Annotated in this window: 10 protein-coding genes and 1 rRNA gene; 6 read left to right on the top strand and 5 right to left on the bottom strand. The window is 45.4% G+C overall.

The annotated features are described in order from the left end of the window. Positions 1-149 precede the first annotated feature (149 nt). The 5 genes from A8806_RS10385 (at position 150) to radA (ending at position 5,651) form a co-directional block, all read left to right on the top strand. Complete coding sequence (locus A8806_RS10385) at positions 150-653, top strand: hypothetical protein (RefSeq protein WP_109731138.1); 504 nt, start codon at positions 150-152, stop codon at positions 651-653. Between the two features lie 98 nt (positions 654-751). Beyond that, the gene (locus tag A8806_RS10380; protein WP_109731137.1) at positions 752-1,123 is read left to right on the top strand and encodes a GntR family transcriptional regulator; all 372 of its coding nucleotides are present in this window, start codon (positions 752-754) and stop codon (positions 1,121-1,123) included. 78 nt (positions 1,124-1,201) lie between these two features. Continuing rightward, entirely contained in the window at positions 1,202-3,646 is a 2,445-nt protein-coding gene (locus A8806_RS10375; protein WP_109731136.1) for an ATP-dependent Clp protease ATP-binding subunit, read from the top strand. Positions 3,647-3,736: 90 nt separating this feature from the next. Further along, positions 3,737-4,150: an endosialidase gene (locus A8806_RS10370; protein WP_109731135.1), complete on the top strand. Its 414-nt coding sequence runs from the start codon at positions 3,737-3,739 to the stop codon at positions 4,148-4,150. A 148-nt stretch (positions 4,151-4,298) separates the two neighbouring features. Further along, positions 4,299-5,651 (top strand): DNA repair protein RadA, encoded by a 1,353-nt coding sequence (gene radA / locus A8806_RS10365; RefSeq protein WP_109731134.1) that lies wholly within the window; start codon positions 4,299-4,301, stop codon positions 5,649-5,651. Between the two features lie 124 nt (positions 5,652-5,775). Here radA and A8806_RS10360 read toward each other — a convergent pair whose 3' ends face one another. The 5 genes from A8806_RS10360 to A8806_RS10340 form a co-directional block, all read right to left on the bottom strand. After that, entirely contained in the window at positions 5,776-6,630 is an 855-nt protein-coding gene (locus A8806_RS10360) for a YitT family protein (RefSeq protein WP_109731133.1), read from the bottom strand. Between the two features lie 208 nt (positions 6,631-6,838). Next, the gene (locus A8806_RS10355; RefSeq protein WP_109731132.1) at positions 6,839-9,397 is read right to left on the bottom strand and encodes an ABC transporter permease; all 2,559 of its coding nucleotides are present in this window, start codon (positions 9,395-9,397) and stop codon (positions 6,839-6,841) included. Between the two features lie 12 nt (positions 9,398-9,409). After that, on the bottom strand, positions 9,410-10,075 hold the full coding sequence (locus A8806_RS10350; RefSeq protein ID WP_109731131.1) for an ABC transporter ATP-binding protein: 666 nt from the start codon (positions 10,073-10,075) through the stop codon (positions 9,410-9,412). 194 nt (positions 10,076-10,269) lie between these two features. Beyond that, positions 10,270-11,553, bottom strand: coding sequence for an ATP-binding protein (locus A8806_RS10345; protein WP_109731130.1), 1,284 nt, complete (start codon positions 11,551-11,553; stop codon positions 10,270-10,272). Then, positions 11,550-12,260 (bottom strand): LytR/AlgR family response regulator transcription factor, encoded by a 711-nt coding sequence (locus A8806_RS10340; protein ID WP_109731129.1) that lies wholly within the window; start codon positions 12,258-12,260, stop codon positions 11,550-11,552. The genes A8806_RS10345 and A8806_RS10340 overlap by 4 nt, the downstream gene beginning before the upstream one ends. Positions 12,261-12,984: 724 nt before the next feature. Here A8806_RS10340 and A8806_RS10335 point away from each other — a divergent pair. Further along, a 16S ribosomal RNA gene (locus A8806_RS10335) occupies positions 12,985-13,138 on the top strand; the annotation flags it as partial.

Here is a 13,138-nt window from a genome sequence, read left to right as displayed (position 1 = left end):
CCGTGCCTGTCATCTTTCGTCTGCGGGTAATTATAAAGACTGTTAGCTAGAAGTTTATATGGTTATATGATATTATAATTTCTAAATAAACGTAATTCATAAACAACGAAAACCACAATCAGCAAAATTGCTATAGGGGAGGAACGGTTATGAAGAGAAGAAAAATAAGCGCATTAGTATTATTTTTAGCGGCTGTATTGCTAATTGGAACGGTTACATTCTACTCCCGCGCAGACGACTCTTCTGCGTCTCTCATGTCCAGATGGGGAGCCCGGCTGAATGAATATGCCAGTAGAAAAACGGAGACTTCCGCTCAGGAAGAGATAAATCAGGCAAAGGAATTTTATATGCTAAGCGGAATGGATGAAGAGATGGCAGAAGCAGAGGCAGAAGAATACATGGCTGAACGAGAAGTGTTATACCAAAAAGCGGTTCAGTCTGGCTATGGGGTGACGGATGAAGATATCCGGGCTTATCTGGAGGAATTAAAGACCCTCATGGATTCGGCAGACAACAAAGAGGATGTTCAGGCGCTTATAGACCAGTTTGGCACAGAAGAAGAATACTGGGATTACCAATACAGGGTCTATGAGAAGAACCTGCCAATACAAAATTACGTAAAAGATCTTGAAAGGCAGCAGGCAGACCAGTAACGTTTCTCAGTCTGGAAATATTTACGCTGCAGAATCCGGGCTTGCTAAAACAAGTCCATGTGTGCTAACATATGTATAACAAAAAGGCAGGTGATGTTATGCTGATTGAGATAGATTTTAACAGTGATGAAGCGATATATATTCAATTGCGCAACCAGATTATTATAGGAATTGCGACGTCCACTATTCACGAGGGGGACCCCCTGCCGTCCGTAAGGCAGCTGGCCGATACGGTAGGCGTGAACATGCATACTGTGAATAAGGCATACAGTGTCTTAAAACAGGAAGGATTTATCCAGCTGGACAGGAGGCGCGGGGCAGTGATCGCCCTCGATATCGACAAGATAAAGGCGATGGAAGAGATGAAGACGCAGCTTATCATTTTACTTGCAAAAGGATGCTGCAAGAATATTTCCAGGGAAGAAGTGCATAATCTGGTGGATGAGATATTTGATGAATATGAAAATTAAGGTAACTGTTCATGGTCCTGAACAGTTACAAATTAAGAAAGCAGACCGCTGAATTAGGAAAAGTGACAGGAGGAAGACATGCTGAATAATTATACAAAACAGGCCGAGCGCGCGATCAAGTATGCGGGGACGATGGCAAAGAAGCTGAAGCATCCGTATATTGGGACGGAACATTTGCTTCTCGGGTTAAGGAAAGAGTTTACAGGGGTTGCCGGACAGATACTGGCAATGAATGATGTGGATGAGGAGAAGATACTCCGTCTGATGGATGAACTGATTGTGCCGGCTTCGGAGGAACTGGAAAAGGAGAATCCAAAGGAAAGCCCGAGGCTTCTATATCTGCTGGATAACAGTGCGAAGGAGGCACAGCACCTGCACACAAGGAGTGTGGGGACGGAGCACCTTCTGCTGGCTATGATCCATGATGTGGACTGCGTGGCAACGAGGGTCCTGATTACATTAAATATCAGTCTCCAGAAGATTCTGCAGGATGTGCTGAATGCCGTCGGCATGGACCCGAAGGAATATCAGGAAGAGATGCAGGACGATTCCAGAGGGAAAAGCAGTTCAGTCGAGCAGTTCTGTACGGACCTGACAGGGGAGGCGGAGGAAGGCCGTCTGGACCCGGTGATTGGAAGAGAGGATGAGATTTACCGCCTCATGCAGGTGTTAAGCAGGCGGACAAAGAATAACCCGTGTCTGGTAGGGGAGCCGGGTGTCGGCAAGACTGCTATCATTGAGGGGCTTGCGGCAAGGATTGCGACAGGCGTTGTGCCAGAGAATATGAAAGGGAAGAGAATCTATACTCTGGACCTTCCCGGACTGATCGCGGGATCAAAATACCGCGGTGAATTTGAAGAGAGAATGAAAGGCCTGATTTCGGAAGTGAAATCAAGCGGCAATATTATCCTGTTCCTTGATGAGCTGCATACCATTATCGGTGCAGGCGGGGCGGAAGGTGCGATAGATGCATCCAGTATTCTGAAGCCGGCACTTGCCCGCGGGGAGATGCAGCTGATTGGAGCAACTACGATCGCTGAATATCGCAAGTACATTGAAAAAGATGCAGCGCTGGAGCGCCGTTTCCAGCCCATTACCGTAGAGGAACCGTCTAAAGAACAGTGTCTGGAGATTCTGAAAGGACTGTCGGATAAGTACGAGATACATCATAAAGTAGTCATTACAGAGGAAGCGCTGGAGGCGTCTGTTCATTTATCTGAGCGCTATATTACAGACAGGAATCTTCCGGATAAAGCAATCGACGTGCTGGATGAGGCGTGTTCCAAGGTGAGTATGCGCGGATATAAGGTTCCGGAGAATTTGAAGACTCTGGAAGAGACACTTAAAAGCCTGATTAAGCAGAAGGAAGATAGTATAAAAGCAGGTAATTTTGACAAGGCCTCCAGACTTCATAAAGAACAGAAGGACGTGGAGGATAAGCTGGAAGGTTTAAGAAAGCGTTTCCAGAAGAAGACGGCTGCACACCATCCGGAGGTGAAAGAGGATGATATCGCAGAAGTTGTATCTGCATGGACCAAGGTGCCGGTACAGAAGCTGGCGGAGAGTGATACAGACCGTCTGAAGAAGCTGGAACAGGTCCTGCATAAAAGAGTGATTGGGCAGGATGAAGCTGTCAGCGCGGTTGCCAGAGCTGTCAAGAGGGGACGCGTGGGCCTGAAAGATCCAAAGCGCCCGATTGGTTCCTTCTTATTCCTGGGACCGACAGGTGTCGGAAAGACAGAGCTGTCAAAGGCATTGGCCGAGGCACTATTCGGCAATGAAGAGTCCATGATAAGGGTTGACATGTCCGAGTATATGGAGAAGCATTCCGTGTCCAAGATGATCGGTTCACCTCCGGGATATGTCGGACATGAGGAAGGCGGACAGCTGAGTGACCAGGTGCGCACGCATCCATATTCGGTAATTCTTTTTGACGAAGTGGAGAAGGCACATCCGGATGTGTTCAATATCCTCCTTCAGGTACTGGATGACGGGCACATTACCGATTCACAGGGACGGAAGGTAGATTTCTGCAACACGGTCATTATTATGACATCCAATGCGGGTGCAAAGGCAATTGTGGAGCCAAAGAAACTCGGCTTTGCCACAAAAGAGAACCCGGCAGATGATTACAAGCGTATGAAGCAGAATGTCATGGATGAAGTTAAGACAATCTTCCGGCCGGAATTCCTGAACAGGATCGATGAAATCATCGTATTCCATGCACTGAACAGCACACATATGAAGCAGATTGTAACACTGCTGTGCAGGGCATTTACGAAGCGTGTCAAAGGCCAGATGAATATAACCCTGACTATGCGTGATTCTGCGAAGAAGCATATTGTCGAGAAAGGGACCGATGCGAAATATGGCGCGCGGCCGCTCAAAAGGGCCATGCAGACAGAACTGGAGGATAAGCTGGCAGAGGCGATTCTAAACGGTGAAGTTAAAGAAGGCGACCATGTCGAAGTTGGATTATCTAAAAAAGAAATTAAATTTTACCCAAAGTCCACAAATGAGTAGAAAATAAAATCGAATTATTATATAATAGATACCAGACAGGATACAAATAGGATAACCAACAATCTGAAATACCTAGGAGGACAAGGAAAGATGGCAACAGTAAAAGAATTATTACGCGCAGAAGAGGACGGAACACTCAGCTTTGGAGATTATACACTCGATAAGAAGACAAAACTGGATAATTTCGAATTTGAAGGCGATATTTATAAAGTAAAGACATTCAAGGAGATCACGAAGCTGGAGAAGAATGGCATGTTCGTATACGAATCCGTACCGGGAAGCACAGTAGAGAACTTCAGCGCGGCAGATACATCCGTAGCATTTAAAGTATCTGCACCGGAAGATGTACAGTTTACACTGGAGCTCGAGCCGGAGAGTGAATATGAAGTGTTCATTGATGAAGTGTCCGCAGGTAAGATGATGACGAACTTAAGCGGAAAGTTAAGCGTAAGTGTGGAATTTACATCCGATGACGGTGTTGTTGTAGAAGTTGTAAAGTGCTAAGAAGCACCGGTTTTAAGGCGTGGTGGGACTTTATGTTACTGTTTACAGGCTTGCCTGTGAACAGTAACGACTTTATGACAGGATGATAAAAGGATAAGGAATAAAAGGGGGCAGGAGATCTGTCCCTTTTTTGACGGAGAGGAGCAGCATGGCAAAGGCTAAGAAGAGCGTATTTTTCTGCCAGAACTGTGGTCATGAGGAAACGAAATGGCTGGGGCAGTGTCCGGCATGTAAAGAATGGAATTCTTTTGTGGAAGAAAAGGTTAGTGTTACAAAGAGCAGTACGGTGAAGACAGCGAGAGAGACCCAGGTAGTCTCTCTTTCAGAAGTCAGTGCGGACGATCATACAAGGGTTTTGACAGGAATCCGGGAACTGGACCGGGTGCTGGGGGGAGGCATTGTGCCGGGATCGCTTGTACTGGTCGGCGGTGATCCGGGTATCGGTAAGTCGACGCTTCTGCTGCAGGTATGCCAGAACCTGTCGCAGACGAAACATACACTGTATATCTCCGGAGAGGAATCTCTTGCGCAGATCAAACTGCGTGCAAACCGGATGGGGGAATTTAAGGAGAATCTGAAGCTCCTCTGTGAAACGAATCTGGAGACGATCCGGACTGTGATTGAGAACCAGCGTCCGGAGATGGTCATCATTGATTCCATCCAGACAATGTACAGTGAGGAAGTTGCATCCGCACCGGGGAGTGTGTCGCAGGTCAGGGAGTCTACAAATGTTTTTATGCAGCTTGCGAAAGGGCTCGGAATATCAATCTTCATCGTCGGGCACGTTACAAAGGAGGGGACCGTTGCAGGACCGAGAGTACTGGAGCACATGGTAGACACGGTGCTTTATTTCGAGGGGGACAGACATGCCTCCTACCGTATCCTGCGGGGCGTGAAGAACAGATTTGGTTCTACGAATGAAATCGGGGTGTTCGAGATGAGGCAGAACGGCCTTGTGGAGGTGGAAAACCCGTCCGAGTATATGCTGAGCGGCAAACCTGAAAATGCCTCCGGCTCAGTAGTGGCGTGTTCGATGGAAGGAACCAGGCCGATCCTGATAGAAATACAGGCGCTGGTCTGCCAGAGCAACTTCGGACTGCCGAGGCGGACTGCGGCCGGTACAGATTATAACAGGGTGAATCTGCTCATGGCGGTTCTGGAAAAACGTATCGGGCTGCCCCTTTCCAATTATGATGCATATGTAAATATTGCAGGCGGGATTAAGATGAATGAACCTGCGATTGACCTTGGAATCGTCATGGCGCTTGTATCCAGCTATAAAAACCGCCCGATTGATGAGAAGATGATCGTGTTCGGCGAAGTTGGATTAAGCGGTGAAGTGCGGGCGGTCAACATGCCGGAACAGAGAGTCGGGGAGGCGAAGAAGCTGGGATTTGAGACCTGTATCATCCCGGAGGTATGCAGGGAAATGGTGAAGGAAATAAAAGGAATTAAAGTAGTCGGGGTCAGGACGATCAACGATGCTATGAATCTATTGTAAAGAAGATGTTGTTGCTGTGCATGCCAGAAGGGGTGAAGCAGTAACAATGCATAAGAGCCGCCCGGCAGGTATTAAGAACAATAATATCTGCCGGGCGGCTCTTTCTAAAACATATAGCATGCTATCATTTATATATTTTCTGGCTGGAGAATCCTCGCCCTTTTACCTCATTCACATGACTGATAATAATAAATGCCTTCGGGTCAAGATCCATGACCAGCTTATTCAGCTTGACCAGCTCGCGGTTAGAGATAACAGTGAGCACAATCGGCTGGTTTATATTTAAATAACCTGTTTCCGCCTGAAGAAAGGTCGTTCCCCGGTCAAGCTGTTTCTGGATCAAGTGGTTGATCGCATCATACTGCGTGCTGATAATCTTTACCTCTGTCTGTGAAGTACCCATAATCAGGAATTTATCCAGTATGACAGAATAGATCATAACGAGTACAATTCCATAAATAGTCTGTTCTGCGTTAGAAAATGTCATCTGCAGAATCAGGATGGAACAGTCGAATACATACAGCATTGCAGAAACCGAAAGGCCCAGTTTCTTATTCAGCACAAGGGGCGGAATATCCATGCCTCCCGTGGATGCCCCGGCACGGATGACAAGTCCGATGGAAAAGCCGATCATGATTCCCCCGCAGATTGTGGAGAGCATTCTGTCGTCAGTGACCTGCCCAAGGGCAGGAATCTTCTGGAAGACACCCAGGATAACCGGATAGTAAAATGTACTGACTAATGTGGTCAGCGCAAAATGTTTTCCGAGAACGGCGGCACCCAGAATAAACATGATGAAGTTAAAGCCGAATACAAATACAGAAATCGGAACCTGAAAGTAGTGGTTGAAGGTAAGCGCGAGTCCGGTTGTACCTCCGGTGATCATTTTGCCGGGCAGAATGAACATAGTAATGCCAAGTGCGTAGATTGTATTGCCAAGCAGAACTAAAAATAAGTTTTTCAAATGAGAAGTATTCATAATTTTCCCCCTTTATCCTATAATCCGGCAGCAGAGTAGCAATTTACCTGAATAAAGTGAAAAAAGCAGATGACTTTCGCCATCTGCTTTTTGATTCTTTAATTTTCCTGATTGATTCCAACTGTATTCTGATAAAATGTATGTCCATTGTCCTGCCACCTTTATGAATAATACCTTAGCATAGAATACGCAGAATGTAAAGGAAAGGCTATTCCATTCTTAACCGTTCGACAATGCTTTGCTTCTCAAGGTTCTTAAAGCAGGCGTACGGTATAAGTACTGCAAGGGCAAGGATAACCGGTGTGCAGACGAAGAGTGGGAACAGTGTGAAGCGGAAGGTTGCGTATCCGTCTGCGGCCATAGCCCTGATTATGGTTCCCACGGTCAGGGAACTGAGGGTGTAGGAAACAAGAAGGGTAAATCCGGCATAGAAAAGCCCTTCAAAAACGAGCATTCTGCAAAGCTGCCTTTTGGTCATTCCGATACTCTGGATCATTGCGAATTCTTTTTTTCTGGATACGATCGCGGTCACCATGCTGTTTACAAAATTCAGGATTCCAACCAGTGCAATGACGATACTTATGGCATTGCCGATGACGGTGGAGGCACGGGTCTCTTCTTTATACTGTTCCTCCATTGTTTTTCTGGATGTGACAGGAAGGGTTGTATCTACATTCCGGGTGTAGTCATCCAGCATTTTTTGTGCGGCAGCAATTTCCTGATCATCCACATTGAAGAATAGTTTACGAAGTGTGTGATCGGGCCAGAGTTCTTTGAAGTGTTCGGACGGAATGATAAAACTCATATGGAACTGACGCTTTTGTGTGTCTTCCACTGCACCGTTAGCAATGGAATTTACAGGAAAAACATTTGCCATAACGGTGTAAGTATTATCACCGATTATGACTTCACTTCCGATAGAAGCGGTCGGAAGTACAGTATTCTGATCAATGGAATCTTTTTCTATAGCAGGTGCAAGTGCCAGTACATATTTCCCGGTACTGAATTTTTCGGCATCAAAATCACCCTTCAGGAGATACTGCTCCTGTACAATGGTATCCAATGGAATCCCATCGAGTCCATATACCACTGCCGCGGCCTTCTTATCCTCCATTGCCTGTGCTGCGGCCTGGGCCCCCTGTTTGTCATAGCTGGCCCATTCTTTTAGGACATCCTCTGTATAATAGGTTTTTAAATTTTGCAGGGTCTGATGATCTATCTCTAAGGACAGCTGGCTGGAATACATGTGCCCTATACCTTCTAATCCATTCAGTGCTTCTACGCGTGCCGACAGCTCCTGATTCAGGGTGGTGCCGTTGGGATTATAGCCGGCAGTCCGGTCTTCGTGTGTGGAATCTGACAGCTCAAAATCCGAAATCGTCAGGCCGGACAGATATTTTTCCATGTCAAAGGAAGCATTTTTGGCATAAAAACAGCTCAGCAGTACAAGGCCAAGAGAAAGAGAGCTTATGACCAGTACGGTGCGCTTTTTGTTTCTTCCAAGATTGGCAAAGGCCATGCCGGGAAGTGAGGCCCCCTTCCTGCTTTTTTTTGTTTTCTTTTTGGAAGAGGTACCACTGTCATTGTAACGAAGAGCTTCAATCGGGGAAACCTTCCCCGCAAGACGTGCCGGACGCAGGCAGGAAATAAGCACTGTAAGCCATGCAAAGAGCGTGGAGCCGATAAAAATCAAAGGATTGGCAGAGACGGAAATCTGTCCGTCCATCATACCGAGCATGACGGGGACAAGCACCATGCCCAACAGGTATCCGAGCACAAGCCCGGCCGGAATACCGATCAGACACAGTCTGTCAGCCTGTCCGTATATGATCTTCTTAATCTGTTTTGTCGTCGTACCAAGTGTTTTCAACTGTCCGTAAAACTGAATATCAGCGGTCACGGAAATCTGGAAAATGTTATAAATAATTAGATAGCCTGCTATGAAAACAAGTACCATTCCAAGGTACATTGGTATGGTTTCCTGAGCCGCTGAAGCGTTCATTTCCGGAGAGTATGCAAGATTCATTGAATAGCGAAGGCCGGACAGGTCTAAATCCTTAAGGATATCATCCATTGTTTCTTCGATATGGCTGTCGCTTTTCAGAGAAACCTGTGCCATATGAAGTCCCAGAATCTGGCTCTCGCCGGAGGAATCCAGACCGGCCGTCATCTCATCGGCAAAGGTGCGGCTGACCCATGCCATGCTTGCATAGGCTGACTGGTTGCCATCCCAGTAACCACAGAGTGTAAAGGTGGAGGAGGTTATTTCATCAGAAGCCGGATCTTTGCGCCATTCCAGAGTCACTGCTTCCCCCAGCGTATGCGGGATGCCCAGCCGGTCCAGTACAAGCGTATCCAGAGCCACTTCATCCGCGGCTCCGGGCATGGTGCCGGTCGTCGGAAATGCAAAGGAGTGTGAAGCATAGCTGTTATCGCCCCAGCGTATTTCCAGCTGGCGGCCTGAAAGTTTTTGGTTTTCGGCGAGCCCCATAACGATACTATTTCCCAATTCTTCCACATCGGGGTGGGAACTGATTTTTTCTGCCTGTTCTTCTGTAACAGATTTAAATGAAACCTGTGCATCATACCCAGATTGCCGGAATGTCATTTCAATCAGATTTTTAGTCATGCTCTGTGATAATACAAAAAGTGAGGTAAACATCAGCGTTGTCAGTGCGATTGCAAGAACCGCAACCCTGTTTCTGGTACGGTTTGCCTTAAAGCTGCGCGCCGTAATCGTGCTTAGGATAGAATTTCTATTTTTCATATTGTCACCGCCCTATTCGTGGATTCTGCCATCTTCGATGCGGATGGTCCGGTCAGCCAAAGCTGCAATTTCAGGATTGTGGGTAATCATTACAATGGTCTGTCCGAATGTGCGGCTTGTTCTCTTTAAGAGATCAATTACCTCGTCACTCGTCTTGCTGTCCAGATTACCGGTAGGTTCATCTGCAAGGATGATGGCTGGTTTGCTTGCAAGGGCCCTTGCGATTGCCACGCGCTGCTGCTGGCCGCCGGAAAGATTATTCGGCATGTTATCGAGTTTCTTTTCGAGGCCAAGTAATTCGACGATTTCCCGGATAAATTTTCTGTCCGGTTTCTTCTGGTCCAGCTGGATTGGCATTATAATGTTTTCATATACATTTAAAACGGGAACAAGATTATAGTTCTGGAAGATGAAGCCGATGCGCTGGCGGCGGAATACAGTCAGGTCCTCATCGTTTAACTTGCCCAGCTCAAAATTGTCTACTTTAACACTGCCGGAGGTCGGGTGGTCCAGCCCTCCCAACATATTTAACAACGTGGATTTCCCACTTCCGGATGTTCCGATAATGGCCGTAAATTCTCCCTGTTCAATAGAGATGCTGACGTCGTCCAGTGCCTTTACGATATTTGGTTCTGTTCCATAATACTTTTTCAGATTTTTTGTTTTTAAAATACTCATAACTTTTCTCCCTCATTTCTGCGAATGTTTTCTGTACTTGAGCTTATTATATTTCTGCAGGGGAAAAAGGCAATGGGGAATGAAAAAACTAATATTCAGGAGGAAAAAACTAAGATGATGGAAAGAGAAGAGGGCCCCGCAAGTCGGTTTTAGACTTTTGGGATCCTCTCTTAGATGCCGGTATTTGATTGATTTTATGAAACCGGAATTACAATTTTCAGGTGGAAGGTCTCGTTCATGATCTGGGTGATGCACTGTCCCTCGTACTTTTCCACGGCGGTTTTGATGTTTGTAAGACCAAAGCCATGCACGAGGCTGTCAGTTTTACTTGTCCTTTCGGGCATCTTCATATCCGCGGTAATGTTGTTTTCCACATGGATGGAAAGCATATCACGGATGCGGTCGGCTTTCAGTGTTATGAGACGTTTTTCAGGCGGAAGCAGGATACTGGCCTCGATTGCGTTGTCCAGAGCGTTTCCGAAAATGGTGCTGATGTCCAGCGGTTCGATAAAGGTTCCGTCTTTGAAATGTACGAGTGCACTGAAATCAATCTGGTTTTCCTGGGCTGACCTTGCTTTGTCACGGAGCAGGATATCCAGATAAGGATTACCGGTGTGATAGTAATTTTCGTAGCCCTCTATCTGGGAGCGGAGTTCCTGAATAGACTGCTGTGTTTCCGGAGTACAGGACGAGGCTGACTGCAGAACCAGCAGATGGTTTTTCAGGTCGTGGTAAATCCGGCGGATACGTTCTTCTTCCTTGAGTTTATCTTCATAATAAGAGTGTTTCAGTTCCAGTTCGTGTGCATGGAATTCCAATTTCATAGTCCGGCAGATGTACGATGTAAGGTAAATACAGCCGAAGCTGGTGAAAATCGAGGCACCACAGATGGGATAAATGCTGATGACCTGTTCCGGCATAAAAAGAATAGTTGTAAAAACAGCGACAAAAGGGGCAGAAAGCAGTATGTCTACAAACAGCCACATACGTGTTCCCAGATCCAGAGTAATACCTCTTAGTAACTTCTTTGTAATCATCCATGCCCCTGTCCAGAAGAGCAACCGTAAAAGTACCTCTACTACATGGATAAGAGTGCTGATTAAAAGCACCTCCGGAGAAAATGCAGTATCGGACTTTGCATTTGTGATTCCGAAAAACAGCCGCGTACCCATATTAAGCGTTAAGTAGTTGACTGCGATCATCGCAGGATAAAATACAAGCAGGACGGAGAACTTTTCCACAAAGCTGCCTGTGTGAAAGACCAGGAGATAAAGAAATAAAGCAATTAAAGCACCGAAAAGGTTTATAAGGTCATTAGCGTAGATAACTGTTTTAGCAATGTAGGAGCAGACAAAAAAGGCGGCAATTTTTATAACTGTATGCCTGCGTGTCGGTAAAAAAGTTCCAATGATCCAATAGAAGACAAATCCATAAAGCCATGTAAATATTTCGGCCAGGATATCTAAAGCAAGTATCATAACATATCCCCCCAGTATTGCGTCAGCTGATCCATAAAACTTTTTCGCTTCGGCTGGCTGATCGGAAGCTTCTGTCCTGTAATCAGCTCCACTTCCAGCTTTTTTACGCCTTTTATATAGAATAAATTAACAATATAACTTGTATGGCAGCGGGCAAAGCTGTAATCACACAGTTCCTGCTCCATTTCCTTCATACTTTTATAGCAGACAATATTTTCATCTTCCGTGTGCAGGAGCAGATTACGGTTAAATGTTTCTACATATCGAAGAGACTTCAGCGGGATTTTATATTTTCCGGTATCATTCGTTACTATTATAGAAGAAACATCATTTTTCCGGTGGGTTTCGATCCAGCGGTCCATCTCGGACTTCAGACGGGCGTATTTCATAGGTTTAATAATGTAATTGGTTGCCTGATACTTATAACCTTCAAGACCGTACTGGGTCAATGTGGTCAGAAAGATGATGCTGACTTGGGAATCCTTCTGCCGGATCAGTTCTGCTGTCTTAAAACCATTCATTTTATTCATTTTGATATCGAGAAAAATCAGGTCAATTGTAGTGTCATAGTGGTCAATCAGTTCACTGCCGTCACAGAATGTTGTTATCCTGAACAGTTCCCCGGCTTCTTGTTCATAATGCTTCAGAAGTTCGTGCAACTGCTCGGTAAATTTTTGTTCATCATCGCATATGGCTATATGCAGCATATTAGTCACCTCATATTTTGTATTATAAACCTACTGTCCGTTTGATTATACTGTATCTCGTCATACTTCTCAATTAGAAAAAACAAATGTGTCGCTTTTAGTCGTTGTTTAAAGATATAAATTGTCTAAATTGCACGAATTAAATAAAAAATATAGAAATTATTGACAATTAAGACGGGGGATGGTATTATAACATTCGTCGCTGACAAACACCTGCGACTGACTGAATCAGGGATGCGGAAGCAATCGCCTGATAAGACGGTACGGTAGACGGATGGTTGTAAAAACTGTCAAAAAAAGCTGACAAAAAAGTTGACAAAAAAGTTGACAAAAAAGTGTCGAAAAATGTTGACAAAAACTGGTATGATATGGTATCATAATCAGGTTGTCGCTTGAGGGATTGGTAAAAACCGGAACCGATGACGAAAAAGAAAATGAAAAAAGTTCTTGACAAACAGCAGCAGACATGGTAATCTATAAAAGTTGCCGCTGACGACAAAGAACGACAGCAGAACAACAAAAAGAACCTTGATAATTAAACAATAGACAACAAACCCTTGAAAATTTCTTATATAGAGAAAATTTTTAAGAACAGCATCTTATAAAGATGCACCCATCACTGAGATTTATCTTGGTGGTAAGAACAGTAAAACATGCTTATTGAACTTGTTCAATAAGAGGGATAGAATTAGCTAGTAGCGATTCTTGAACGGATGCAAACACTTTTAACGAGAGTTTGATCCTGGCTCAGGATGAACGCTGGCGGCGTGCTTAACACATGCAAGTCGAGCGAAGCACAATACTCAAGATTTCTTCGGATTGAAGAGTGTTGCGACTGAGCGGCGGACGGGTGAGTAACGCGTGGGTAACCTGCCTCA

Source organism: Faecalicatena orotica (assembly GCF_003149245.1).
Lineage (GTDB): Bacteria > Bacillota > Clostridia > Lachnospirales > Lachnospiraceae > Faecalicatena_A > Faecalicatena_A orotica.
This window is presented reverse-complemented; position numbering and strand designations above follow the sequence as displayed.